The sequence below is a fragment of the Embleya sp. AB8 genome (assembly GCF_049739465.1).
Lineage (GTDB): Bacteria > Actinomycetota > Actinomycetes > Streptomycetales > Streptomycetaceae > Embleya.
In genome coordinates, this window is sequence record NZ_JBMHHY010000028.1 from 130,454 (window position 1) to 155,723 (window position 25,270).

Annotated in this window: 20 protein-coding genes; 13 read left to right on the plus strand and 7 right to left on the minus strand. The window is 71.7% G+C overall.

Annotation, left to right across the window (positions count from 1 at the left end; genetic code table 11):
- Nucleotides 1–199 precede the first annotated feature (199 nt).
- The 3 genes from ettA to ABIA38_RS34940 all read left to right on the plus strand — a co-directional run bounded on the left by ettA (nucleotide 200) and on the right by ABIA38_RS34940 (nucleotide 3,042).
- The gene (gene ettA / locus ABIA38_RS34930; protein ID WP_424642949.1) at nucleotides 200–1,864 is read left to right on the plus strand and encodes an energy-dependent translational throttle protein EttA; all 1,665 of its coding nucleotides are present in this window, start codon (nucleotides 200–202) and stop codon (nucleotides 1,862–1,864) included.
- Nucleotides 1,865–1,957: 93 nt separating this feature from the next.
- Nucleotides 1,958–2,398 carry an acyl-CoA thioesterase gene (locus ABIA38_RS34935; RefSeq protein WP_424642950.1) on the plus strand — a complete coding sequence of 147 codons (441 nt, stop codon included), beginning with the start codon at nucleotides 1,958–1,960 and terminating at the stop codon, nucleotides 2,396–2,398.
- Nucleotides 2,395–3,042, plus strand: a complete 648-nt coding sequence (locus ABIA38_RS34940; protein WP_424642951.1) for a hypothetical protein — start codon at nucleotides 2,395–2,397, stop codon at nucleotides 3,040–3,042. Before ABIA38_RS34935 ends, ABIA38_RS34940 begins: the two co-directional genes overlap by 4 nt.
- A gap of 42 nt (nucleotides 3,043–3,084) precedes the next feature.
- Here ABIA38_RS34940 and ABIA38_RS34945 read toward each other — a convergent pair whose 3' ends face one another.
- From ABIA38_RS34945 to ABIA38_RS34960, 4 genes are all read right to left on the minus strand, one after another.
- Nucleotides 3,085–3,471: a globin gene (locus tag ABIA38_RS34945; protein ID WP_424642972.1), complete on the minus strand. Its 387-nt coding sequence runs from the start codon at nucleotides 3,469–3,471 to the stop codon at nucleotides 3,085–3,087.
- A gap of 48 nt (nucleotides 3,472–3,519) precedes the next feature.
- Nucleotides 3,520–4,998 carry an SDR family oxidoreductase gene (locus tag ABIA38_RS34950; protein ID WP_424642952.1) on the minus strand — a complete coding sequence of 493 codons (1,479 nt, stop codon included), beginning with the start codon at nucleotides 4,996–4,998 and terminating at the stop codon, nucleotides 3,520–3,522.
- Between the two features lie 75 nt (nucleotides 4,999–5,073).
- Entirely contained in the window at nucleotides 5,074–6,111 is a 1,038-nt protein-coding gene (locus tag ABIA38_RS34955) for a mechanosensitive ion channel family protein (protein WP_424642953.1), read from the minus strand.
- 119 nt (nucleotides 6,112–6,230) lie between these two features.
- Nucleotides 6,231–8,393 carry a prolyl oligopeptidase family serine peptidase gene (locus ABIA38_RS34960; protein WP_424642954.1) on the minus strand — a complete coding sequence of 721 codons (2,163 nt, stop codon included), beginning with the start codon at nucleotides 8,391–8,393 and terminating at the stop codon, nucleotides 6,231–6,233.
- A gap of 202 nt (nucleotides 8,394–8,595) precedes the next feature.
- On the opposite strand from ABIA38_RS34960, the gene ABIA38_RS34965 reads away from it, so the two are divergent.
- Together ABIA38_RS34965 and malQ are read left to right on the plus strand one after the other, a co-directional pair.
- Nucleotides 8,596–9,138: an HNH endonuclease gene (locus tag ABIA38_RS34965; RefSeq protein WP_391582935.1), complete on the plus strand. Its 543-nt coding sequence runs from the start codon at nucleotides 8,596–8,598 to the stop codon at nucleotides 9,136–9,138.
- A gap of 134 nt (nucleotides 9,139–9,272) precedes the next feature.
- Nucleotides 9,273–11,447: a 4-alpha-glucanotransferase gene (malQ, locus tag ABIA38_RS34970; RefSeq protein WP_424642955.1), complete on the plus strand. Its 2,175-nt coding sequence runs from the start codon at nucleotides 9,273–9,275 to the stop codon at nucleotides 11,445–11,447.
- Between the two features lie 85 nt (nucleotides 11,448–11,532).
- Here the strand turns inward: malQ and ABIA38_RS34975 are convergent, their stop codons facing one another.
- The 3 genes from ABIA38_RS34975 to pepN (ABIA38_RS34985) form a co-directional block, all read right to left on the minus strand.
- Entirely contained in the window at nucleotides 11,533–11,802 is a 270-nt protein-coding gene (locus ABIA38_RS34975; protein ID WP_424642956.1) for a hypothetical protein, read from the minus strand.
- Between the two features lie 567 nt (nucleotides 11,803–12,369).
- Nucleotides 12,370–14,916: an aminopeptidase N gene (pepN, locus tag ABIA38_RS34980; protein WP_424642957.1), complete on the minus strand. Its 2,547-nt coding sequence runs from the start codon at nucleotides 14,914–14,916 to the stop codon at nucleotides 12,370–12,372.
- 90 nt (nucleotides 14,917–15,006) lie between these two features.
- Nucleotides 15,007–17,550, minus strand: a complete 2,544-nt coding sequence (pepN, locus tag ABIA38_RS34985; protein ID WP_424642958.1) for an aminopeptidase N — start codon at nucleotides 17,548–17,550, stop codon at nucleotides 15,007–15,009.
- Nucleotides 17,551–17,729: 179 nt separating this feature from the next.
- Here pepN (ABIA38_RS34985) and ABIA38_RS34990 point away from each other — a divergent pair, with 179 nt between their 5' ends.
- The 8 genes from ABIA38_RS34990 to ABIA38_RS35025 all read left to right on the plus strand — a co-directional run bounded on the left by ABIA38_RS34990 (nucleotide 17,730) and on the right by ABIA38_RS35025 (nucleotide 24,837).
- Nucleotides 17,730–18,359: a disulfide bond formation protein DsbA gene (locus tag ABIA38_RS34990; protein WP_424642959.1), complete on the plus strand. Its 630-nt coding sequence runs from the start codon at nucleotides 17,730–17,732 to the stop codon at nucleotides 18,357–18,359.
- A 70-nt stretch (nucleotides 18,360–18,429) separates the two neighbouring features.
- Nucleotides 18,430–19,116: a hypothetical protein gene (locus ABIA38_RS34995; RefSeq protein WP_424642960.1), complete on the plus strand. Its 687-nt coding sequence runs from the start codon at nucleotides 18,430–18,432 to the stop codon at nucleotides 19,114–19,116.
- Nucleotides 19,117–19,204: 88 nt separating this feature from the next.
- On the plus strand, nucleotides 19,205–20,602 hold the full coding sequence (locus ABIA38_RS35000) for an aldehyde dehydrogenase family protein (RefSeq protein ID WP_424642961.1): 1,398 nt from the start codon (nucleotides 19,205–19,207) through the stop codon (nucleotides 20,600–20,602).
- Nucleotides 20,603–20,754: 152 nt separating this feature from the next.
- Nucleotides 20,755–21,351 (plus strand): biotin transporter BioY, encoded by a 597-nt coding sequence (locus ABIA38_RS35005; protein ID WP_424642962.1) that lies wholly within the window; start codon nucleotides 20,755–20,757, stop codon nucleotides 21,349–21,351.
- Nucleotides 21,352–21,456: 105 nt separating this feature from the next.
- Nucleotides 21,457–22,215 (plus strand): hypothetical protein, encoded by a 759-nt coding sequence (locus ABIA38_RS35010; protein ID WP_424642963.1) that lies wholly within the window; start codon nucleotides 21,457–21,459, stop codon nucleotides 22,213–22,215.
- Between the two features lie 37 nt (nucleotides 22,216–22,252).
- The gene (locus tag ABIA38_RS35015) at nucleotides 22,253–22,720 is read left to right on the plus strand and encodes a ribose-5-phosphate isomerase (protein ID WP_424642964.1); all 468 of its coding nucleotides are present in this window, start codon (nucleotides 22,253–22,255) and stop codon (nucleotides 22,718–22,720) included.
- 124 nt (nucleotides 22,721–22,844) lie between these two features.
- Complete coding sequence (locus ABIA38_RS35020) at nucleotides 22,845–23,672, plus strand: Fpg/Nei family DNA glycosylase (RefSeq protein WP_424642965.1); 828 nt, start codon at nucleotides 22,845–22,847, stop codon at nucleotides 23,670–23,672.
- 115 nt (nucleotides 23,673–23,787) lie between these two features.
- A complete protein-coding gene (locus ABIA38_RS35025) occupies nucleotides 23,788–24,837 on the plus strand; it encodes a PP2C family protein-serine/threonine phosphatase (RefSeq protein WP_424642966.1) in 1,050 nt (349 codons plus the stop codon).
- Nucleotides 24,838–25,270 lie beyond the last annotated feature (433 nt).

Sequence of the window (25,270 nt, forward strand, 5' to 3'; positions counted from 1 at the left end):
CGGCCCCAGGCCGCGCGGACCGCCCCGGCCCAGCCCCCGTGCCAAAGCCCAACCGGAGCCTCGTCCGTCGGCGTCAATCCAGCCCGTCCGGCGTTTGAGGACAAGGCGAGACGTCCCCGACCGCCCCCGTAAGCCGAAAACCCGCGCCCTCCGGGCACCCATGCACGGGGACCGTCCGCCAGACCATAGGCTTGGACGCATGGCTGAGTACATCTACACCATGCGCAAGGCGCGTAAAGCGCACGGCGACAAGGTGATCCTCGACGACGTGACGCTCAGCTTCCTGCCGGGAGCCAAGATCGGCGTCGTCGGCCCGAACGGCGCGGGTAAGTCGACCGTTCTGAAGATCATGGCCGGGCTGGAGCAGCCGTCCAACGGCGACGCGTTTCTGTCCCCCGGCTACACCGTCGGAATCCTGCTCCAAGAGCCTCCGCTGGACGAGTCCAAGACCGTTCTGGAAAACGTCGAGGACGGCGTCAAGGAGATCAAGGGCAAGCTGGACCGGTTCAACGCCATCGCCGAGGAGATGGCCACGAACTACACCGACGAGCTGATGGCCGAGATGGGCGAGCTCCAGGACCAGCTCGACCACGCCAACGCGTGGGAGCTCGACTCGCAGCTCGAACAGGCCATGGACGCCCTGGGCTGCCCCCCCGGCGACTGGCCGATCGTGAACCTCTCCGGTGGTGAGAAGCGCCGCGTGGCACTGTGCAAGCTGCTCCTCGAGGCGCCCGACCTGCTGCTCCTGGACGAGCCGACCAACCACCTCGACGCGGAGAGCGTCCAGTGGCTGGAACAGCACCTGGAGAAGTACGCCGGCACCGTCGTCGCGGTCACCCACGACCGCTACTTCCTGAACAACGTCGCCCAGTGGATCTGCGAGGTCGACCGCGGCCGGCTGCACCCCTACGAGGGCAACTACTCCACCTACCTCGACACCAAGGCCACCCGCCTGAAGGTCGAAGGGCAGAAGGACGCCAAGCGGCAGAAGCGGCTCAAGGACGAGCTCGAGTGGGTCCGCTCCAACGCGAAGGGCCGCCAGGTCAAGAGCAAGGCGCGCCTGGCCCGCTACGAGGAGATGGCCGCCGAGGCGGACAAGATGCGGAAGCTGGACTTCGAGGAGATCCAGATCCCGCCGGGTCCGCGCCTGGGCAACGTGGTGATCGAGGTGAACCACCTCAGCAAGGGCTTCGACGAGAAGCTGCTGATCGACGACCTCTCCTTCACGCTGCCGCGCAACGGCATCGTCGGCATCATCGGCCCCAACGGCGCGGGCAAGACCACGCTGTTCAAGATGCTGATCGACGCCGAGACCCCCGACGCGGGCGACATCAAGGTCGGCGAGACCGTCAAGGTCTCCTACGTCGACCAGTCGCGCGGCGGCCTGGACCCGAAGAAGAACCTGTGGGAGGTCGTCTCCGACGGCCTGGACTACATCAAGGTCGGCAACGTCGAGGTGCCGTCCCGCGCCTACGTCAGCGCCTTCGGCTTCAAGGGTCCCGACCAGCAGAAGCCCACCGGGGTGCTCTCCGGCGGCGAGCGCAACCGGCTCAACCTGGCGCTGACCCTCAAGCAGGGCGGCAACCTGCTGCTGCTCGACGAACCGACCAACGACCTCGACGTGGAGACCCTCTCCAGCCTGGAGAACGCGCTCCTGGAGTTCCCGGGCTGCGCCGTGGTCGTCTCGCACGACCGCTGGTTCCTGGACCGGGTGACCACGCACATCCTCGCCTACGAGGGTGAGTCGAAGTGGTTCTGGTTCGAGGGCAACTTCGAGTCGTACGAGAAGAACAAGGTCGAGCGCCTGGGCGCGGACGCGGCCCGGCCGCACCGCGCGACCTACAAGAAGCTCAAGCGCAACTGACCCACCGGGTCGACACCGCGTAGCCGATGGCCTGTCGTATGTCCGCATACGGCAGGCCATCGGTCCGCATCCACAGAGCAGGAGGCCGGGCACGTGGCCAGGCACATCTACCAGGCGCCGCTTCGGTGGTCCGACATGGACGCCTACCGGCACATCAACAATGTGCAGTACCTCCGCTATCTGGAGGAGGCGCGCGTGGACATGATGTTCGTCCTCGGCGAGCGCGAGGGGGCCAAGACCCTCTCCGAAGGCGTGGTGATCGCCCGGCACGAGATCGACTACAAGCGGCCCATGGTGTGGCGGGCCGAGCCGGTGCGGGTGGAGACCTGGGTGACCGCGATCGGCGCCGCCCGCTTCACGCTGGCCTACGAGATCAGGGACGACGAGCAGCTGTACGCGACGGCGCTGTCCGTACTGGTGCCCTACTCGCTGGACGAGCAGCGCCCGCGCCGGCTGAACGAGGACGAACGCGCCTACCTGGAGCGCTTCCTGGAGCCGCAGGGCCGGCCGGCGGGGCGGTCGGCCCGGCCGTGAGCACACTCCGACTGGCCGATTCGGCCGCCGCCGCGGATCTGGGCGGCTACCTGGCCCGACTGCTGCGCTACGACCGTCGCGCGGTGGTGCGGATCCGGGCCGAGGGTTCGGTGCTGGGTACGTTCGGCCATCCGCCGTTCGGCGAGGCCGCGTCGGGGGTGATCACGCTGCGGGCGAGCGAGTTGGCCGAACCGGCGACGGTGGACGCCACCGTGTCCGCCGGGCAGCTGTTGGACGCGATCGCGGACGACGCGAGCGTGGTCCCGCCGGCGTCGGTGACCGGTCCCGGGTGGGCCGGGCTGCTGCCGCCGCGCACCGGCTGGGCGCGGGTCGCCGAACTCGGTGTGCTCGACCTGGCCCACGAAGTCGCGGCCGGTGTCGCCGAGTTCCGGGCCCGGACCGAACCGGGCATGGCGCGCGCCGACCTCGACCGGATCGCCGCCGGGATTTGGACCAGGCCGATGGCCGGCCGGCTGCCGCTGCGCGCCGCGCACGCCGCGCAGTCCTTCGGCTTCCTGGGCCCGCCGGACGCCGCGGCCCGGGTCGAGGTACTGCGGGCGGGCGCCTGGTTGCGGCTCGAGGCGCGCTACGGCTCGGTGTCGGTACGGCGTGAGGGCGCCCCGGGGTTGTTGTTCACCCGTTGACCCTCGACCCCGATCCCTGACCCGAGCCGCGCCTTCGGCCGGTCAGTCGAGGCGGTTGACCATCGACTGTGCGGCGTAGACCAGGTATTCCCACAGGGTGTTCTCCTGCTCGGCGGGCAGTGCGATGTCGTCCACCGCCGCGCGCATGTGCCGCAACCACGCGTCGCGGGCCTCCTCGGTCACCGCGAAGGGCGCGTGCCGCATCCGCAACCTCGGGTGGCCGCGCTGCTCGCTGTAGGTGCGCGGCCCGCCCCAGTACTGGACCAGGAACATCCGCAGCCGGTCCTCGGCTCCGGCGAGGTCCTCCTCCGGGTACATCGGGCGGAGCAGGGGATCCTCGCGCACGCCCTGGTAGAAGCGGTGCACGAGCTTGACGAACGTCTCCTCGCCGCCGACGGCATCGTAGAGACTCGGTTCCGGCTCTGGCATCTGGGTCACCGTCCCATCCTCCCAGATGGGCCGGCGAGCCGGGGGCGCTCAGCGCGATCGGGCCGCGGCGCGCGCGATGCTTCGGCGCATGCCGCCGAACACGATGCCGTGGAAGGGGAAGACGGCCCACCAGTACGCGTGCCCGAGCAGCCCTCGGGGATGGAACAGCGCACGCTGCCGGTAGTGCGTGGCGCCGCCGGCGGCGGTCACGGTGAACTCCAGCCAGGCCAGGCCCGGCAGCCGCATCTCGGCGCGCAGTCGGAGCAGCTCGCCGGGGATCACCTCCTCCACCCGCCAGAAGTCCAGCGCGTCGCCGACCCGGAGCCGGTGCGGATCCCGGCGGCCCCGGCGCAGCCCGACGCCGCCCACGATCCGGTCCAGCGCGCCGCGCACCGACCACGCGAGCGGCCACGAGTACCAGCCGTTGCTGCCGCCGATGCCCTCGATCACCCGCCACACCGCCGCCGGGGTTGCGGCGGGCCGGCCCTCGCGGACGTCCTCGTACAGCGTGCCGCCGGACCAGTCCGGGTCGGTGGGCAGCGGATCGCTGGGGGCGCCGGGCAGTGCGGCGGAGGACCAGCGGGTGGCCACGTTCGCGTCGCGGATACGTTCGAGGGCGAGTTCGAGCGCGCGGTCGAGGCCGGTCGGGCCGCCGGGTGGGTCCGGCACGTAGCGAACGATGTCGTGCTCGTGGCAGATCACCTCGCTGCGCAGCGACTCGACGAGCGGTCGGGCCAGACCACCGGGGACGGGGGTGATCAGGCCCACCCACAGGCTGGACAGCCGGGGCGAGAGCATCGGTACGGGCAACACCCGGCGCCGGGGCAGCCCGGCCACGGCCGCGTAGCGCTGCATCATCCGCTCGTAGGTGAGCACATCGGGGCCGCCGATGTCGAAGGCACGATTCACCTCCGGCGGGAGCGCGGCACAACCCACCAGGTAGTGCAGCACGTCGCGGACCGCGATCGGCTGGATCCGCGAGGTGACCCAGCGCGGGGTCACCATCACCGGAAGCCGCTCGGTCAGGTGTCGCAGTATCTCGAAGGACGCCGAACCCGACCCGATGATCACCGCGGCGCGCAACACGGCGGTGGGCACGGCGCCGGCGAGCAGGATCTCCCCCACCTCGGCGCGCGAGCGCAGATGCGGCGAGGAATCGCGGGCCGCGGACCCGGCCGCGGGGCCCAGGCCGCCGAGGTAGACCAGACGTCGGACACCCGCCTCCTCGGCCGCGGCGGCGAAGATCCGCGCGCTCTCCCGGTCGGTGTCCGCGAAGTGCGGTCCGGTGCCGAGCGCGTGGATCAGGTAGTAGGCGACGTCCACGCGCTCGAGGGCGCGACGCACCGCGTCCGGGTCGAGTGCGTCGGCCCGGACCAGCTCCACCCGATCCGCCCACGGATGATCCCGCAGCTTCCCCGGCGTCCGTGCCATGCACCGCACCCGATACCCGGCCGCCAACAACTCCGGCACCAACCGCCCACCGAGATAGCCGGTGGCCCCGGTGACCAAACAAAGAGGAGAGTCCACCCATCCAGTCTCGGCGTGCGACCCCGCGACCCCACCCACCCACGCCCACCGACAACCCGAACGGCCGCCCCCGACTCAGGAGCCCCCCGGTGCCCCCGGGCCCTGAGGCGTCGGCGGAGCCGGCGGCGGCGTCACCGGCACGGGCGCCGGTTCGGCCGGGGCGGGGGCCTGGCCCTCGTCGCCGGTCGGGCCCGTCGCGGAGGCGATCGGTTCGGTGATGCGGATGCCAGCGTCGTCGAAGGCGCGCTTGACGCGTCCGCGCAACTCCCGCGCGACCGGCAACTCCTGGCCCGGCATGGTCTTGATCTGGACCTGGAGGACCACCGCGTCCGCCGTCACCGACTCCATCCCGACCACGGTCGCCGAGCCCCAGACCCGCTCGTTCCACGGCTCGACCTCGGCCAGCGCCTCGGCGGTGGAGGCGATCACCGCGCGCACCTTGTCCACGTCCTCGTGGTAGCCGACCTGTACGTCCACCTTGGCGGTGCCCCAGCCCTGGCTCTTGTTGCCGATCCGCTTGATCTCGCCGTTGCGGATGTACCAGACGGTGCCGTCCACGTCGCGCAGCTTGGTGATCCGCAGGCCCACCTCGACCACCGTGCCGGTCGCCGGGCCCGCGTCGACCAGGTCACCCACGCCGTACTGGTCCTCCAGGATCATGAACATCCCGGACAGGAAGTCGGTCACCAGGTTGCGCGCGCCGAAGCCGATCGCGACACCGGCGATGCCCGCGCTGGCAAGCAGCGGTGCCAGGTTGACCTTGAACTCGCCGAGCACCATCAGCCCGGCGATGCCCAGGATCACGAACGACGCGGTGCTGCGCAGCACCGAGCCGACCGTCTCGGCGCGCTGTCGGCGGCGCTCGGCGTTGAGCAGGAAGCCGGTGACCGGCCGCCCGGTACTGTCCGTGCCGCTGTTCGCCATCCGGCCGACCAGCTGGGTGATCAGCTTCCGGGTCACCGCCCGCAGGATGAGCGCCACCAGGATGATCACGAGGATCCGGATCGGGGTCACCACGAGGGACTCGCCGTGCCGGTCGAACCAGGACGACACCCGTCCGTTGCTCGCGGCGACGTCGAGGGACAGCAGGCTTCCGGGGACGGGCGCGGACACGTACGAGACCTTTCGGACGGGGAGTGAGGGAGCCTTCCCCCGACGACGATCGTCCGTGACGACGATGACGACGACGGGGGATTCGCTCCCACAGTAGTCAGGAGGCGGTGTCGGCTACGTCATCGTTCGCCGCCTTCGTCGGTGCCGGGCCGAAGCGCGCCGAGGTCCAGGCCGGTGTGCGCGGCCAGGAAGGACAGCGTGTCCACGGTCAGTTCGACCGTGCGGGTGACCGAGCGGGCCGCGTGGCCGACCTCGGCCTCGGTGCGCAGGAGCACCGGGCGCGGGCTCGCCGTCGCGTGTTGCAGGGCCGCGCACATCTTGCGCGCGTGCAGCGGATCCACTCGGGTGTCGCCGTCGAACACGGTGAACAGCACGGCCGGGTAGGCCACCCCCGCGCGGACCCGGTGATAGGGCGAGTAGCCGAGCAGCCAGTCCAACTCCTCGGGCACCTCGGCGCTGCCGTACTCGTCCGACCACAACCGGCCGAGGCCGAACCGCTCGTAGCGGACCATGTCCAGGAGCGGCATCGAGCAGGCCACCGCCGCGTACAACTCCGGCCGCTGGGTCAGCGCGGCGCCCACAAGGAGTCCACCGTTGGAGCCGCCGGACGCGGCGAGCCGGTCGGGCGTGGTCCAGCCGCGGGCCACCAGATGCTCCGCCGCGGCGTGGAAATCGTCGAACACGCGTTGCTTGTGCCCGCGCATGCCCGCTCGATGCCACTCCTCGCCCTCCTCGGCGCCGCCGCGCAGATTCGCGATCGTGTACACCCCGCCCGCCGCCACCCAGGCCAGGATGCCCGCCGAGTAGGCCGGGCCGAGCGAGATGCCGAAGCCGCCGTATCCGTACAGCACCGCCGGTCGGGGACGGTCCGGCTCTGCGGTCGGCGCGATCACGAACATCCGCACCGTGGTGCCGTCGGCGGAACGGTACGACTCCTGGCGCACCCGCACCGCAGGCAACTCCGCGCTGCCGGGCGCCGCGGCCCACGTGTCGATCGCCCCGGTACGCGCGTCGTAGCGCAACACCGCCGACGGCGCGGTGTAGTCCGACCAGCCGAACCACGCCTCGTGCCCGCCCTCGGGCCGTTCGGCCAGGCCGCCGATCGATCCGGGGGTGCCGCCGGGCGTCGCGGGTTTCCCGAGTACCGCCCCGTCGGCCAGGTCGTACGCGGTCAACTCGCCCACCGCGTGCCGGGTCCGGCTGACCAGCAGGGTCGGCCGCGGCGCGTCGGGCCCGTCCAGGATGGTGTAGCCGGTGAGCACCGCGTCCGGCTCCTCGGCGACCAGGTCCCGCCAGTGCTCGGGCGCCGGCGTCGCCGGGTCGGCCACGCACAACCGGCCGCGCGGCGCGTCCAGATCGGTGAACACGTACAACCGCCCGTCCCGACCCACCCGCACCCCGGTGAGCGCGTCCAGGCCCACCGTCACCGGGCACAGCGCGGGCCGCTCGGCCGGGCTCGCGTGCAGATCGGCCAGCCACAGATCGTTGCGCGGCGCGGTGCCCAGCGAGGCGGACACGGTCAGCCAGCGGCCGTCCCGACTGACCCCGAGGCCGTAATAGGTGCCGGGTGCCCCGTCCGCGCCGAACACCTCGACGGCGGCGGCCGGATCGGCGCCGATCCGATGCAGGTAGACCCGGCGGTGGTGTTGTTCCTCACCCGCCGGCACCGCCTCGGGCAGCAGTCGGCGCACCAGATAACACGCGTCGCCGCCGGGCAGCCACGCGATCGAGGTGTCCCGCATCCGGTCGATCGGGCCGTCGAGTCGGTCGCCGGTGGCCACGTCGAGCACGTACAGGCGCGACTCCTCGTCACCGCCGGTGGAGAGCAGGTAGGCGAGCCGATCGCCCTCGTCCGAGGGCACCCACTGGTCCAGCGTGGTGGTGCCGCTCGGGTCGATCGCGATCGGGTCGACCAGGGCGCGTTCGGTCCCGTCCGACTCGACCACGAACAACACCGCGTGCTCGCGGCCCGGATCGCGGCGGATCAGGAAGTGCCGCCCGCCGCGCCAACAGGGCAGCCCGATCAGGCCGGTGGCCAGCAGTTCGGCCAGCCGCGCCCGCAACCGGTCGCGGCCGGGCAATTCGTCCACGTGCGCGTGGAACCACGCGTCCTGCGCGGCGGACCAGGCGCGGGTGGCGGGCGCGTCCGGATCCTCCAGGGCGCGATAGGGATCGGGTACGGCACGCCCGAACAGCACGTCGACCGTGTCGGCACGGGCGGCGGCGGGGGCGTGCGGGGTCTCGTGGGGGGCGTGTTCCGCGGGCTGCACAGAGCGCGTCATGGGCGCACCCTAAACGCCCGGGCCCGACGCCCGTTCGGGAGATGCGGACGGTCACCACTCCACCACACCCGGCCACCCGTGCAGGTGAACGCTCTGTGACCTTGTCGATTCCTGGTAGCGCATGGGGTATCCCGCCATGGACACTGGAGGCCGATCGTCCCCGGCGCGAGCCACGCGCTGTCGGCGTCACAGGGAGGCATACGTGCCGCATTCGCTGGTCCTCAACGCGTCGTACGAGCCCCTGTGCGTGGTGCCCGTACGCCGCGCACTGATCCTCGTGCTGAACGACAAGGCAATGTGCCTGGAAGAAACAGGCACCATCCTGCACAGCGCCACCACCGAGATTCCCGTACCCAGTGTGATCAGACTGACCCGTTTCGTCCGCATCCCCTTTCGGGGCCAAGTTCCGCTCACCCGCCGCGCGCTGTTCGCCCGCGACGGAGGGCGTTGTGTCTACTGCGGAAGCGCCGCCACCAGCGTCGACCACGTGGTCCCCCGCAGCCGCGGTGGGCAACACACGTGGGACAACGTGGTGTCGGCGTGCCGTCGCTGCAATCACGTCAAGAGCGACCGGTACATCGCCGAGCTGGGCTGGCGAATGCCGCGCACCCCATCCCAACCCACCGGTCTGGCGTGGCGGATCCTGGGCACCGGGTTCCGCGATCCACGCTGGGAGCCATACCTGGCGCCGTACGGCGCACAGGAAGCGGGCTTCGACCATTTCGACCAGGTCGCGAGCGCCTAGACGGCGGCGGATTTCCTCCGGGGAGCCCGTCGCCGTTTTTGTTTCGACAGGTTTCCCGGGGGACCCGACACACCCGCTCGCGTGTCGCTCGGACACGCCGACAGCCGAGGCGTTCGGGTGCGATGCTCGCGGGCATGGAGGAACCACGCGTATCGCAGTTGTCTCCCGAATTGGTCCGGCTCGCCGCCGCGTTCGGGGTGGCCACGGAGTATCAGGGGTGGCGCGGCGAGGCCGTGCACACCGACCCCGCGACGGTGACGGCGGTCCTGGACGCACTCGGGGTGGACGCGTCGACCCCCGAGACGGCGCGGGCCGCGCTCGCCGCGCACGACGAACTGCGCCGCACCCGGTTGTTGCCGCCGGTGCTGGTACTGCGCTCGGGACGAGCGGCCGAATTCACCGTCAATGTGCCCACCGGCCATCGGGTCGACCTGTGGATCGAACTGGAGGACGGCGGGATCCGGCGCGATCTGGGCCCGGGCCCCGGCCGCGGTCCGCTCGGTGACCCGATCGGCGCCCATCGGGTCCCCGCCGACCTGCCGCTGGGCTGGCACACCCTGCACGCGCGCTGCGTGCCCGCGCCCGAGGAGTCGCTCGGCTCGGGCGGCGTGCCGAGCACGACCGGCGAGGGCGTGCGCGCCTGCTGCCCGGTCGCGATCACCCCGGCGGTGCTGCCCGCGCTCGCCGGGCGCTCGTGGGGATACATGCTGCAGCTCTACTCGCTGCCCTCGCATCGCTCCTGGGGGATCGGCGACTTGGCCGATCTGGCCGACCTCGCGGTGTGGTCGGCGCGTACCCAAGGGGCCGGATTCGTCCTGGTCAACCCGCTGCACGCGGCCTCGCCGGTGCCGCCGGTGGAGCCCTCGCCGTATCTGCCGGTGAGCCGCCGGTTCCCGGACCCGATGTATGTACGGGTGGAGGCCATCCCCGAGTTCGCCTATCTGACCCCGGTCGAGCGGGCCGTCGCCGAGGAGTTGCGGGCCGAGGCGGGGGACGGGCAGGACGGCGCCGAGCACCTGGACCGGGACGCGGTACGGGTGGCCAAGCGGGAGGCGCTCGCGCTGGTCCACAAGGTGCCGCGCAGCCTGGGGCGGGACGCCGACTACCGCGCGTTCGTGGCGCGCGAGGGGCGGTGGTTGACCGACTTCGCCACGTGGTGCGCGCTGGTGGAGGAGTACGGGCCGACCTGGCGCGACTGGCCCGCCGAACTGCACGACCCGGACGCGCCCGAGGTCGAGGCCGAGCGCGAACGGCTCGCCGGCGCGCTCGACTTCCACCGCTGGACCCAGTGGGTGCTCGCCGACCAGTTGCGCGCGGCGCAGGACGCGGCGACCGGCGCGGGCATGCCGGTGGGCATCGTGCACGACCTCGCGGTGGGCGTGCACCCGGACGGGGCGGACGCGTGGGTGCTCGGCTCGGCGCGGGGCGGCCGGGTGCTCGCGCTCGGTGCCACCGGTGGTGCGCCGCCGGATGCGATGAACCAGCTCGGGCAGGACTGGAACCAGCCGCCGTGGCATCCGCTGCGGCTGGCCGAGGCGGGCTACGCGCCCTACCGGGAACTGCTGCGGGCGGTGTTCCGGCACGCCGGCGCGGTACGGGTGGACCATGTGCTCGGGCTGTTCCGGTTCTGGTGGGTGCCCAAGGGCAACAGCCCGGCGCAGGGCGCGTATGTGCGCTACGACCACGAGGCGATGGTCGGCATCCTGGCCCTGGAGGCCCAGCGCGCGGGTGCCGTCGTGATCGGGGAGGACCTGGGCACGGTCGAGCCGTGGGTGCGTACGTACCTGGCCGAGCGGGGCATCCTGGGCACGTCGGTGTTGTGGTTCGAACGCGACGACAAGGGGCGACCGTTGCCGCCCGAGCAGTGGCGGCCCACGTCGCTGGCCACGGTGACCACACACGACCTGCCGCCGACCGCGGCCCGGCTCGCGGGCGAGCACATCGACCTGTGGGCGCGGCTGCACCTGCTGGTGCGGGACGTGGACACCGAGCGGGCCGAGGACCTGGCCGATCGTGGGCAGTGGCTCGAACTGCTGCGCCGGCGCGGCTACCTGCGGCCCGGCGCGGGGGAGCGGGAGACGGTCGAGGCGCTGCATCGGCTGCTCGCTGCGACGCCGTGCCGGCTGCTTGGGGTATGGCTGCCGGACGGGGTGGGCGATCGGCGGCCGCAGAACGTGCCGGGGACGTGGAACCAGTATCCGAACTGGCTGTTGCCGGTGGCCGACGGGGCGGGGCGGCACGTCTACCTGGAGGATCTGCCGGCCGAGCCGCGGGCGGTGTCGCTGGCGCGGGCGTTTCGCGGGGTGTAGCACGTTCGTCCATACGGACGCGCCGAAGCCGCCGAGTGGGTGTACCCGTTCGGCGGCTTCGGGGGAGATTCGGTGTGCTCGGTGCCTAGTGGTGCTTCTTCTTGATGATGTCCGGAAGCATCACGAGACCGGCGATGATCAGGAACGACGCGATCGGGATGCCGACGAAGACACCAAGGGTGGTACCGAGGCTCATGCTGGGGCCCGGGTCGTCGCCGTCGTCGCGGATGTTCGCGAAGGCCGGCGTCGAGAGCACCGACATGAGCGTGACAACGGCCGACACGGCCCCGGCGCGAAGTGCATTCCTGTTCACCACGGGGGCCACGCTACCGGGCCGGTGGGTGCGGTCGCGCACCGGGTTAACCCTTACGTGGCCTCATACGCCGACCGGGCTGCTTTTGGCCTCAAGCGCCGGCCGGGCTGGGATGCCCGACCTTCGGCCGAGGCGGCCTCAAGCGCCGGCCGGGCTACTTGGCCTCAAACGCCGGCCGGGCTGGGATGCCTGGCCTTCGGCCGAGGCGGCCTCAAGCGCCGGCCGGGCTACTTGGCCTCAAACGCCGGCCGGGCTGGGATGCCTGGCCTTCGGCCGAGGCGGCCTCAAGCGCCGGCCGGGCTACTTGGCCTCAAACGCCGGCCGGGCTACTTGGCCTCAAACGCCGGCCGGGCTGATTGGCGTGGCTCGTTCGGCGACCCGCCCGATTGCCCACAGCAGCGTCGAACGCTGGCCGGGCCGAAAAATTCAGCCCGGCCGGCGTTTGAGGCCAAGCGGGCCGCAGGCCGGTGGCCCCGGCCGGACGCCGGCCGGGCCAATCCAGCCCGGCCGGCGTTTGAGGCCAAGTAGCCCGGCCGGCGCGTGAGGCCAAAGGAACAGCCCGGCCGGCGATTGAGGCCAAAGCGGGCCGCAGGCCGGCCGACCCCGCCCCTACCCCGCGTCCCGGGCCCGGGCCCGTAGGGACCTGGCCACCCCGTCGCGGCTTTCCAGGACCAGGCGGCGCAGGCCCGCCGGGTGGTCGGCGCTCGCGAGCCAGGTGTCGGTGCGGTCCAGGGTTTCCTCGCTCACCTGGAGCGTGGGGTACAGACCGATCACGATCTGCTGGGCGATCTCGTTGGTGCGGGTCGCCCACACCTCGGCGATCGCACCGAAGTACCGCTCGGTGTACGACGCGAGCAGGTCGCGCTGCGCCGGCTGGCCGAACCCGCCGATCACCGCCGCCTGGATCGCGTTCGGCAGCGCGTCGGAGTCGACCACCGACGCCCACGCCGCGTCCTTGGCCTCGGCCGTCGGCCGGGCCGCGCGCGCCGCCGCGGCGTGCCGCTGCCCGGCCGCCGTGGAGTCCCGCGCCAACTCGGCGGCCACGTCGGCCTCACCCGCCACCCCGGTCGCGGACAGCCGCAGCAGCAGCGCCCAGCGCAGGTCGGCGTCCACGGCCAGCCCCTCGATCTGCTCCGTGCCGTCGAGGAGGCCGCGCAGGATCGCCAGGTGGTCCGGGCGCGCCGCCACCGACGCCAGGCAGCGCGCCCAGGCCAGCTGATGGTCGCTGCCCGGCTGCGCCGCGCGCAACAACCGCTCGGCCGTGACCGCGAGTTCGGCCAGCGAGCGCTCGCGGTGCGCCGGGTCGACGTACAGCTCGAGCGCGCTGGTGACCTGGCGCTGCAACGACTGGACGATGTTGATGTCCTGCTCGGCGCCCGCGCCCGCCAGGACCAGCTTGAGATAGTCGCGCGCCGCCATCTCCGCGTCGCGCGTCATGTCCCACGCCGCCGCCCAGCACAACGCGCGCGGCAGCGGGTCGACGAACTCGCCGATCGTGTCGGTGACGAACGCGAGCGAGTCCTCGTCGAGCCGGATCTTGGTGTAGGTCAGGTCGTCGTCGTTGAGCAGCACCACGTCCGGCCGGGTCAGCCCGACCAGGTCCGCGACCTCGGTCCGCGCGCCGGTGACGTCGAGTTCGAGCCGGTGGGTGCGGACCAGACCCGCGTCGGTGCGGTTGTAGAAGCCGATCGCGATCCGGTGCGAGCGCAACGTCGGCCACGCCTCGGGGGCCTCCTGGAGCACCGCGAACGAGGTGATCACCCCGTCCCGGCCGGTGGAGATCGCGGGCCGCAGGGTGTTCACCCCCGCGGTCTCCAGCCATTCGCGCGACCACGCCTTCAGGTCCCGGCCCGAGGTCTCCTCCAGCGCGCCGAGCAGGTCGGCCAGCCGGCTGTTGCCCCACGCGTGCTTCTTGAAGTAGGTGCGCACGCCGGCGAAGAAGTTCTCGCTGCCCACGTAGGCGACCAACTGCTTGAGCACCGAGGCGCCCTTGGCGTAGGTGATCCCGTCGAAGTTGACCTCGACGTCCTCCAGGTCCCGGATGTCGGCGAAGATCGGGTGTGTGGACGGCAGTTGGTCCTGCCGGTAGGCCCACGTCTTCATCCGGTTGCCGAACGTGGCCCACGCGTGCGACCAGCGGGTCACCTCGGCCTGGCAGCGCACCGACGCGTAGGTGGCGAACGACTCGTTCAGCCACAGGTCGTCCCACCACTGCATGGTGACCAGGTCGCCGAACCACATGTGCGCCAGCTCGTGCAGGATGGTCTCCGCGCGCGTCTCGTAGGACGTGTCGGTGACCTTCGAGCGGAAGACGTAGTCCTCCAGGATCGTCACGCAGCCCGCGTTCTCCATCGCGCCGGCGTTGTACTCGGGGACGAAGAGCTGGTCGTACTTCCCGAACGGGTACGGGAAGTCGAACTGCTTCAGGAAGTAGTCGAAGCCCTGCCTCGTGACCTCGAGGATGGCGTCCGCGTCCAGGAACGGGGCCAGCGAGGAGCGGCAGTAGACGCCGAGCGGGACGACCGTGCCGTCCGCGGCGGTGTAGCTGTCGTGTACCGCGTGGTAGTGGCCCGCGACCAGCGCGGTGATGTAGGTCGAGATCCGCGGCGTCGGCTCGAACGCCCACACCGCGACGCCGTCGCCGGCCGCCGACGGCTCGGGCGTGGGCGAGCAGGAGACCACGTGCCAGTCGCTGGGCGCGCTGATCGTGAACGCGAACGTGGCCTTGAGGTCGGGCTGTTCGAAGCCCGCGAACACCCGCCGGGCGTCGGCCACCTCGAACTGGGTGTAGAGGTACGTCTTGCCGTCCACCGGGTCGACGAAGCGGTGCAGGCCCTCGCCGGTGTTCATGTACGCGCAGGACGCGACCACCCGCAGTTCGTTGTGCGCGGCCAGGTCGGTCAGCGCGATCCGGCTGTCCGCGTACACCGACGCGACGTCGAGCGCCTTGCCGTTGAGGGTGATCTCGTGCACCTCTGGGGCGATCAGATCGACGAAGGTGCTCGCGCCGGGTTCGGCGCAGTCGAACCTGAGCACCGTCGTGGACGGGAACGTGGCTCCCGTGCCGGTCAGATCGAGGGTGACGGCATACGAGTCGACGTCGATGATCCGGGCCCGCTCGCGGGCCTCGTCACGCGTCAGGTTGGTACCGGGCACGCTGCGCTCCTTGTGGATTGGCGCCGCCGAGGGTGGGCGGCCGACGGGAGCGGACCCCGCCCGCGATGGCGGCGGGGTCCGCGAGGGACTTCAGTTGCGCCGGTCGCGCCCGCGGGCCCGGAGGGCGCGGGCCACGTCGTCGCGGCATTCCAGGACCAGCCGGCGCAACGCCGGGACCGGCTCGGTGGCGGCCAGCCAGTCGTCGGTGCGGCGCAGCGTGTCGGCGTCGACCCGACCCGAGGGGTACAGGCCGACCACGACCCGGCGGGCGATCTCGATCGAGCGCTCCCGCCACACCGGCGCGAGCGCGGCGAAGTAGCGGTCGGTGTACGCCTCGGTCAGCTCCTCCTGGCCGGCGGTGGCGAAGCCCGCGATCACCGCGCCGAGCATCGCGTTGGGCAACTCGTCGGTGTCCACCACCAGATGCCAGGCCTCGGCCTTGGCCTCGGGCGTGGGCCGCGCGGCCCGGCACTCGATGGCGTGCCGCCGGCCCGCCGCGGTGCCGTCGCGCTCCAGCTCGGCGGCGATCTCCGGCTCGTCGGCGATCCCGCCCGCGCACAGCGCGCGCAATATCGCCCAGCGCAGTTCGGTGTCCACGACCAGCCCGGCGACCTGCTGCGCACCGGTCAACAGCTCGCCCAGGAAGGCGAGTTCGTCCGCCGTCGGGGCGGCCGTGGTCAGGCAGCGGGCCCAGGCGAGCTGGTGGTCGCCGCCGGCCGGCGCGGCCCGCAGCTCGGTCCGCGCGCCGGCCGCGAGCAGCCGCAGGCCCTCGGCCCGAAACGCCGGGTCGGTGTAGCGGTCCAGGCCGGTCTTGACCTGGGTCTGGAGCTTTTGCACGACCCCCACGTCGCTCTCCCGGCCCGCGTGCCGCAACACCAGGGCCAGGTAGTCGCGCGCGGACAACTCGCCGTCGCGGGTCATGTCCCACGCCGCGCCCCAGCACAGGGCGCGCGCGAGCGAGGAGTCCAGCTCGCCGAGCGAGTCGAGCACGCTCTGCCACGACTCGGCGTCGAAGCGCACCTTCGCGTAGGTGAGGTCGTCGTCGTTGAGCAGGATCAGCGGGGTGCGGGCCCGGCCGACCAGCTCGGGTACCTCGGTGCGCGCCCCGACCACGTCCACCTCGACCCGGGCGACCCGGTCCGCGCCGGCGTAGAGGCCGATCGCGATCCGGTGCGGGCGCAGCGTCGGGAATTCCGCGGACGCCTCCTGGAGCACCGCGAACGAGGTGATCACGCCGTTCGCGTCGGTCTCGATCGCAGGTCGCAGGGTGTTCACCCCCGAGGTCTCCAGCCAGTCCGCCGACCAGGACTTCAGGTCGCGCCCGGAGGTCTCCTCCAGGGCGGTCAGGAAGTCGGCGAGGGTGGTGTTGCCCCACGCGTGCTTTTGGAAGTACGAGCGGGCGCCCGCGAAGAACTCGTCCTCGCCGACGTAGGCGACCAGTTGCTTGAGCACCGAGGCGCCCTTGGCGTAGGTGATGCCGTCGAAGTTGAGCTTGGCGTCCTCCAGGTCGTCGATCACCGCCACGATCGGGTGGGTGGTGGGCAACTGGTCCTGGCGATACGCCCAGTCCTTGCGGCGGGCGGCGAAGGTGGTCCAGTGGTCGGTCCAGCGGGTGGCCGCGCCCTGCGCGTAGGAGCCCATGAAGTCCGCGAAGGACTCCTTCAGCCACAGGTCGTCCCACCAGCGCGGGGTGACCAGGTCGCCGAACCACATGTGTGCCATCTCGTGCAGGAGCACGTTGGCGCGGCCCTCGTGCGCCGAGTCGGTGACCTTGGAGCGGAAGACGTACTCCTCGGTGAAGGTGACCGCGCCCGGGTTCTCCATCGCGCCGAGGTTGTACTCGGGCACGAAGAGCTGGTCGTACTTGCCGAACGGATACGGGAAGCCGAACCGGTCGTGGAACAGGTCCAGGCCCTGCTTGGTGACCTCGAAGATCTCCTCGTGGTCGAACCACTCGGCCAGGGACGCTCGGCAGAACCCGCCGAGCGGGACGACCAGGCCCGCCGCGCTCGTGTAGCTGTCGAAGACCGCGTGGTAGGGGCCGGCCACGACGGCGGTCAGGTAGGTGGAGATGCGCGGGGTCGGCGCGAAGTCCCAGCGGGCGACCCCCTCGCGCACCGGTACCGGGTCGGGCGTGGTCGAGTTGGACACCACTCGCCAGTCCGCCGGCGCGGTCACCGAGAAGCGGAACGAGGCCTTGAGGTCGGGCTGTTCGAAGTTCGCGAACACCCGGCGCGAGTCGGCCGGTTCGTACTGGGTGTAGAGGTAGACCCGATCGTCGACCGGGTCGACGAAGCGGTGCAGGCCCTCGCCGGTGCGGCTGTACGCGCACGACGCGAGCACGCGCAGTTCGTTGCCGCCCTCGAGCAGGTCGTCCAGCGCCACCCGGGTGCCGTCGAAGACCTTCGCCGGGTCGAGCGGGCGGCCGTTGAGTTCGACCTCGTGTACTTCCGGGGCGAGCAGGTCCACGAAGGTGGCGGCACCCGCCTCTCGGCAGCCGAAACGAATCGTCGTCTCGGAGCGGAACGTCTCCGTGCTGTCGGTGGTGACATCGAGCCTGACGTCGTAGTCCTCGACGCTCAGGATCCGGGCCCGCGTGCGGGCCTCCTCGCGGGTCAGATTCCTGCCGGGCACTGGATCACTCCCTGGTTGGCTGCGGTCCGGGCGATCCTTTCACGGCGGAGGCGGGCATGGGATCCCGGTTCTCGGGTGGGTTCGTCGGCCGCCGTGCGCGGTGCAGGAATGGCGGGCCGTGCTCGCGGGTTGCACAGCAGGCATCGCGAACCAGGCTTCAGGATCGAGAGGAACCCGCAGTGACCACCAAGGCAGACGGATCCGCCCGCGACATCGCGCACTTCTGGTTCGACCCGCTGTGTCCGTGGGCGTGGATGACCTCGCGCTGGATGCTCGAGGTGGAGCGGATCCGCCCCGTGGACGTGCAGTGGCACGTGATGAGCCTGTCCGTGCTCAACAGCGGCCGGGACGACATACCGGAGGCGTACCGCGAGATGCTGGAGCGCGGCTGGGGTCCGGTGCGGGTGTGCATCGCCGCCGAGCAGCGATTCGGCAACGAGGTACTGCTGCCGCTCTACACCGCGCTGGGCAACCGCAGGCACCCGGGCGGCCAGGAGTTCACCCGCGAGGTGATCGAGGCCGCGCTGACCGAGGCCGGGCTGCCCACCGAGCTTGCCGACGCGGCGGACACGACCGAGTACGACGAGGCGCTGATCAAGTCGCACCACGACGGCATGGACCGGGTCGGGATGGACGTCGGCACCCCGGTGATCAGCGTCAACGGTGTGTCGTTCTTCGGCCCGGTGGTGACGCCGGCGCCCAAGGGCGAGGACGCGGGCAAGCTCTGGGACGGCGTGCTGCTGGTCGCGGGCACCCCGGGCTTCTTCGAGATCAAGCGCACCCGGGACCAAGGACCGATCTTCGACTGACCGGATGAAACCGGCCGGTGCGGACACGGGATCGGCTACGAAGTGAAGCAAAGCTAATTAATCTGGATAAATGACGGCTCCGGAACGCCAGAGCAGCGTGATCCACACCTCCCGTACCGGGCGGCCGGATCCGCGCACGCCCAACGGCAACGCCCCCTACGCATCCCGCATGCCGCGCCTGCGCGACCGTGCGCTCGCCTTCGGGCTGCGCGCGGTCGTGCCGCTGTGGCGGTGGGTGGGACTGCGCACGGGGGCGGCCTCGCTGCACCACTACCTGATGGGGCGCGGCGCGCCGCTGGTGATCGACCCGGCCCAGCCGCTGCGGGCCAAGCCGTTTCGCCGCGCGGCGCTCACCCACTTCGAGGAGTGGTGGGCGCTCGCGGCGATCCGGTGGCACGACAGCGACGGTGCGGAGCGGGTCTTCGAGACCACGACGCACTGGCACGGGGTGCTGATCCGGCGGGCCGACGACACCGACTGGTGGTTGGCGATGCGCGGGCTGCAATACCGGATCACCGGCCGGCTCGAGGTGTTGCCGGGCGCCGAGGCGATCCCCGGCTCGGCCGTGCTGCCGGACGTGCGGCTGGTGTACCGGGTCGAGGTGTACAAGGACTGGGGTTTCGACAAGGGCGAGGCCGAGTACGGGGTGTCCTTCACGCCGCTCGCGCGACTGCACGAGGTGGGGCTGGCCCGCGAGTTCGCGGTCACCGGGCGGAGCGAGGAACTGGTGTGGACGTCGAACGGGCCGCGCGGTTGAGCCCCGGCGGGCTGCCTCTGTAGCGCCGACACGGGTCGCCGTACGCTCGGGTACGTCCCCAGTGGCGAACGGCGAGGAGTCCGGCGGCATGAGCAAGGCTTACGACACCATCTACATCGACGGCGCGTGGACGGCGCCCTCGTCGACCGAGACCATCGACGTCGTCGACCCCAATACCGAGCGGGTCGTGGCGACCGTGCCGCAGTGCACGCCCGCCGACGTGGACCGGGCGGTGGCCGCGGCCAGGCGCGCGTTCCCCGGCTGGGCCGCGACGGCGCCGGCCGAGCGGGCCGCGCTCCTGACCAAGGCGCGGGACCTGCTCGCCGAGCGCTCGGCCGAACTGGCCGCGGTGATCACCGAGGACATGGGCGCACCGCCGGTCCTGGCCGAGCGGGTGCAGGTGGGCCTGCCGCTGACCGTGCTCGGCAGCTTCGTTGCGCTCGCCGACGAGTTCCCGTGGGAGGAGCGGATCGGCTCCTCGCTCGTGGTGCGCGAGCCGGTCGGCGTGGTCGGCGCGATCACGCCGTGGAACTACCCGCTGCACCAGATCACCAACAAGCTCGGCCCGGCGCTGATCGCGGGCTGCACGGTGGTGGTCAAGGCCAGCGAGGTGGCCCCGCAGGCCGCGCACCTGTTCTTCGCGATCCTGCACGACGCGGGTTTCCCGCCCGGCGTGGTGAACCTGGTCTCCGGCACCGGTCCGGTGGTCGGCGAGGCGATCGCGACCCACCCGGACGTGGACATGGTCTCGTTCACCGGCTCGACCCGGGCCGGCACCCGGGTGTCCGAGCTCGCGTCCGCGACGGTCAAGCGGGTCGCGCTGGAGCTGGGCGGCAAGTCGGCCAACGTGATCCTGCCCGGCGCCGACCTGGACCAGGCGGTGCGCGCGGGCGTCGGCGGCGCGTACCGCAACAGCGGCCAGACGTGCAGCGCGCTCACCCGCATGCTGGTGCACCGCGACGACCTGCCGCGCGCGGTCGAGGTGGCCGTCGAGGCGGCCGACGCCATGGCCGGCAAGCTCGGCCCGCTGGTCAACGCGACCCAATTCGAGCGGGTGCGCGGCTACATCGCCAAGGGCGTCGAGGAGGGCGCGACGCTGGCGACCGGCGGCGCGGACCTGCCCGAGGGCGTCGAGGTCGGCTACCACGTGCGGCCCACGGTGTTCACCGACGTGACGCCCGAGATGACCATCGCGCGCGAGGAGATCTTCGGCCCGGTGTTGTCGATCCTGGCCTACGACACCGAGGAGGAGGCCGAGCGGATCGCCAACGACACCCCCTACGGCCTGGCCGGCGGGGTGTGGGGGCCGACCTCGGAGGCGGCGGTGGCGTTCGCCCGCAAGCTGCGCACCGGACAGGTGGAGATCAACGGCGGCGCGTTCAACCCGATCGCGCCGTTCGGCGGGTACAAGCAGTCCGGCAACGGGCGCGAACTGGGCCGCTACGGCCTGGAGGAGTACCTGGAGGTCAAGGCGCTGCAACTCTGAGGGCTCTTGGCCCGGTTGGGACCTTTCGTCGAGTGCTTTCGGTGGTGTCCGACAAAGTACGGCTGCGTACCTTGTCGGGCACCACTGTGATCGTCGGATGTCCGATTGGTTAAGTTCACAGGGTCCCGCAACACAAGAGTGTGGAGTCCGCTGTGAGTACTGCCCTTCTCGACGCGCGCCGCCCCGTCCTGGCCGACCTCGTGCCGGCCCGAGTCTTCCGCGGCGCCGCCGTGCGCGACGCGGCCCTGGTGGTCGGCGCGTCCGCGTTCGTCGGCCTCGCCGCCCAGCTCTCCGTGCCGGTGCCCGGCTCGCCGGTACCGGTCACCGGTCAGACGTTCGCCGTGCTGCTCGCCGGCAGCGCGCTCGGCGCCTGGCGTGGGCTCGCCGCGATGGTGCTCTACCTGGGTCTGGGCGCGGCGGGCATGCCGTGGTTCGCCGAGGGTCACTCCGGGACCGGGTTCCCGACCCTGGGCTACGTGCTCGGCATGGTGCTCGCCGCGGCCAGCGCCGGTTGGCTGGCCCAGCGCGGCACGGACCGCAGCCCGCTGCGCACCGCCGGCACGATGGTGCTCGGCAACGCGGTGATCTACGCGGTCGGCCTCACCTACCTCGCGCACGACCTGGGCATCTCGATGTCCAAGGCGTACGAGATCGGCATGCAGAACTACCTCTTCGGCGACGCGGTCAAGATCGTGCTCGCGATGGCACTGCTGCCCGCGGCCTGGAAGCTGGTCGGCCGGCGCGGCTGACCCACCGTCGAATTCGGCAACACCCGGACCCCGTTTCCCCGTTCGTGGGAGACGGGGTCCGAATTTATGCCGCGCGGCGGGTACGAAGGCGCCTACCCTCGAGTCATGAGACCGGGGGCAACCAGGCGCAGCACCGTCAGCGGGACCATCGTCGCCCTTCTCCTCGTGGGCGGACTGGGCAACCAGTGGACGGTCAAGGAGGTGTTCGACCCGAGCGACGACAGCACCAAGTGGTACAAGGTGCTGTTGCGGGCCGTGTGCTATCCGCTGTGGATCGTGGACAAGGGCGACTTCGAGAAGACGTTCCCGGACGACGTCACCGGGAAGGTGATCACCTCCGGCTATGTCGGCATCGCGCTGCTGCTCGTCGTGGTCGCCGTCGTGCTCGCGCTCGGTACCCGGGGACTGGGCGAACGGGCGGGCGGGTTCGCGGCGTTCGTGCTCGGCTGGTTCTCCGTGGTGCTCGGCGGCGCGCTGCACTCGTTGATGGTGTTCGCGATCGCGCACGACTCGGCCACGGACAACGATTCGGACTTCGAGGCGGCGCTGCGCGGGACCTCGTCGGGGGCCCACTTCGGGCTGCTGACCGGCTGGCTCGTGGGGCTCGCGGTGGCCGCCGGCTACGCGTCCGCGCGTCGGGCGGTGGACGGTGGCGGCGGGTATGCGCCGCCGAACGGGTACGGCCCACCCGTCGGGTACGCCGCCCCCGACTACGCCGCGCCGCCGCCGCAGACCCCCTACCAGGCTCCGTACCAGGCTCCCTACCAGGCGCCCGCCACGATCCGCCCGGCCGGGCCGCCGCCCGCCGCGCCGCCTCGGCCGCCGGGGCCGCCGGACACGCCGCCGGGTGGATACCGGCCCTGACGGTACGTCCGGGACCGGGCCTGAGAGACTGCGCCCCATGCGCGTTTACCTCGGCTCCGACCATGCCGGCTACGACCTCAAGCAGCACCTCATCGCGTGGCTCGACGCCAATGGCCACGAGGCCGTCGACTGCGGCCCGGCCGTGCAGGCCGACTCCTACGACTACCCCGTCTACTGCCTGCGCGCCGGCGAGCGCGTCGCGGCCGACCCCGGCAGCCTGGGCGTGGTCCTCGGCGGCTCCGGCAACGGCGAGGCGATCGCGGCGAACAAGGTCAAGGGCGTGCGCTGCGCCCTGGTGTGGAGCGAGGAGACCGCGTCGCTGGCCCGCGAGCACAACAACGCCAACGTGATCTCGATGGGCGCGCGCATGCATTCCCTCGACGACGCCACGAAATTCCTCGAGGTCTTCGTGAACACCCCGTACAGCGAGGCCGAGCGGCACACCCGCCGGATCAACATGCTCACCAAGTACGAGAACACCGGCGAACTGCCGGCCCTGCCGTAGTCCGGCGGCCCGCCCGGCGGCGCCCCCGATCGGTTCGTTCGGTCGGGGGCGTCGGCATGTCGGTGCGAGTCGGTAGCGTTGGCGGGAGTCGATTCCCGCATCCGTCGTCTGCGCTGGAGGCCGCGTGCCCGAGGGTCACACCATTCACCGACTCGCCACCGATCACCTGGAGCGGTTCGGCGGGTCGTCGCTGCGGCTGAGCAGCCCGCAGGGGCGGTTCGCGGAGAGCGCGGCGCTGCTCGACGGCGAAAAGCTGGTGGACACCGACGCGCACGGCAAACATCTGTTCCTGGAGTTTCCCGGCGAGCGCTGGATCCACGTGCATCTGGGCCTCTACGGCCAGTTCACCTTCGGCGCGGGCGAGCAACTGCCCGACCCGGTCGGCCAGGTCCGGCTGCGGCTGGCCGCGAAGGTGCCGGGCGGCGCGGCCTGGGCGGACCTGCGCGGGCCGACCGCCTGCCGACTGCTCGACCGGGCCGAGAAGGACGCGATACACGCGCGCCTGGGCCCCGACCCGCTGCGCGCGGACGCGGACCCGGTGGCGGCCTGGCGGCGGATCGGGCGCAGCGCCAAGCCGATCGGCGCACTGCTGATGGAGCAGGACGTGCTCGCGGGGGTGGGCAACGTCTACCGGGCCGAGGTGCTGTTCCGGTTCGGCGTCGACCCCACACTGCCGGGCAAGCGGCTGGAGCGGGCGACCTGGGACGCGATCTGGGCCGACCTGGTGCTGCTGATGCACGAGGGCGTACGGCTGGGCCGGATCGACACGGTGCGGCCCGAGCACACCCCCGAGGCGATGGGTCGCGAGCCGCGCAAGGACGACCACGGCGGCGAGGTATACGTCTATCGGCGCACCGACGCGCCCTGTCTGATCTGTGAAACCCCGGTCCGCACGGCCGAGTTGGTCGGCCGGAATCTGTTCTGGTGTCCCACCTGCCAGCCTTCGGGGTAACCTCCGGTCGATTCCCGTTCGGTAGTGTCGCGGGGTGGCCGCGCCGACGAGCAGGGGAAATCGAGTAGGCCGGACCGGATGGCGCGCGACCGCGGCCCGGTGGGGTCGGCGGCTCGTGTCCTGGTTGCGCCACCGAGTCTTCCCCTCGGACCGCTTCGCCCTGGCCGGGCTGCTGGCCTCGGTCACCGCGTGCGGGTTGCTCTCCGATGTGAACGCGGCCTGGTTTCCGGCGACGATGCCGGTGGTGCCGATCCTGATCGGCGGCCTGGTGTTGCGGATGCCGAGCCTGCTCCTGCTCTACGCGGCGACGGCCGGGGTGCTGGTCGCGCAATATCAGGTGCACGATCCCGACGAGGTCACCGGCGGCACCATCCTGGTGGTCGCGGCGATCGCGGGCATCGTGCTGCTGATGGCGCGGATGCGTACCCGGCTGGGTGTGCAGTGGACGCGCGGCGAGTCGATGTTGTTCGACCTGCGGGACCGGTTGCGGGCGCAGGGGGAGATGCCGGTGTTGCCGCCGCAGTGGCATACCGAGGTGGTGTTGCGGCCAGCGGGTGGGCAGTCCTTCTCGGGTGACTTCCTGGTCGCCACGCGCGGGTCGGCCGGTGGGCGGGTGCTCGAGGTGGTGCTGGTCGACGTCTCCGGCAAGGGGTTGGCCGCGGGGTCGCGGGCGTTGATGTTGTCCGGCGCGTTCGGCGGGCTGCTCGGGTCGTTGCCGCCGCACGGGTTCCTGCCGGCGGCGAACGACTACCTGCTGCGCCAGGAGTGGGCGGAGGGGTTCGCGACCGCGGTACACGTGGTCCTGGACCTGGAGTCGGGCGACTACGAGCTGATCTCGGCCGGCCACCCACCGGGCGTGCACTGGCTGGCCGGGAGCGGTCAATGGCAGGTGATCGAGGCCGTCGGCCCACTGCTCGGCGTCCTCGAGGACGCCACCTTCGAAGGTGTGCGGGGCCGCCTCGGCACCGGCGACGCACTGCTGCTGTTCACCGACGGCATGGTCGAACTCCCCGGCGAGGACATCGCCACCGGCATCGACCGCTTCCTCGGCGAAGCGGAACGCCTGGTCAGGGACGACTTCAAGGACGCCGCGCGCCGAATCGTCGCCGCCGCGGGCCGCAATGTCGGCGACGACCGCGCGGTGGTCCTCCTCCGGCGGCGCTGAGCGCACGAGCTTTTGGCCGGCCTCATGCGCCGGCCGGGCTCTTTGGCCTCAAACGCCGGCCCGGCCGAGCTGCCCGGCCTCCGGCCGAGGCGGCCTCAAGCGCCGGCCGGACTACTTGGCCTCAAACGCCGGCCGGGCTGGAATGCCTGACCTCCGGCCGAGGCGGCCTCAAGCGCCGGCCGGGCTGGAGGTGCTCGGCATGGTCCTGAACCGACACTTCAGATGTCGACGGCGTCGCAACCTTCAACGCCTGCCAAGCCAAATCCAGCCCGGCCGGCGTTTGAGGCCACCTCGGCCGGAGGCCGGGTAGGTAGCCTGGCCGGCGTTTGAGGCCATTCAGCCTGGCCGGCGTTTGAGGCCATTCAGCCTGGCCGGCGTTTGAGGCCATTCAGCCTGGCCGGCGTTTGAGGCCATTCAGCCTGGCCGGCGTTTG

What these genes read in the sequence shown, in the direction of transcription:
- ABIA38_RS34995 (WP_424642960.1), top strand. Translation starts at nt 18,430, where the DNA reads ATGACGGCTCCGGAACGCCAGAGCAGCGTGATCCACACCTCCCGTACC.
- ettA (WP_424642949.1), top strand. Translation starts at nt 200, where the DNA reads ATGGCTGAGTACATCTACACCATGCGCAAGGCGCGTAAAGCGCACGGC.
- ABIA38_RS34945 (WP_424642972.1), bottom strand. Translation starts at nt 3,471, where the DNA reads ATGCCAGAGCCGGAACCGAGTCTCTACGATGCCGTCGGCGGCGAGGAG.
- ABIA38_RS35000 (WP_424642961.1), top strand. Translation starts at nt 19,205, where the DNA reads ATGAGCAAGGCTTACGACACCATCTACATCGACGGCGCGTGGACGGCG.
- ABIA38_RS35010 (WP_424642963.1), top strand. Translation starts at nt 21,457, where the DNA reads ATGAGACCGGGGGCAACCAGGCGCAGCACCGTCAGCGGGACCATCGTC.
- malQ (WP_424642955.1), top strand. Translation starts at nt 9,273, where the DNA reads ATGGAGGAACCACGCGTATCGCAGTTGTCTCCCGAATTGGTCCGGCTC.
- ABIA38_RS34960 (WP_424642954.1), bottom strand. Translation starts at nt 8,393, where the DNA reads ATGACGCGCTCTGTGCAGCCCGCGGAACACGCCCCCCACGAGACCCCG.
- ABIA38_RS35015 (WP_424642964.1), top strand. Translation starts at nt 22,253, where the DNA reads ATGCGCGTTTACCTCGGCTCCGACCATGCCGGCTACGACCTCAAGCAG.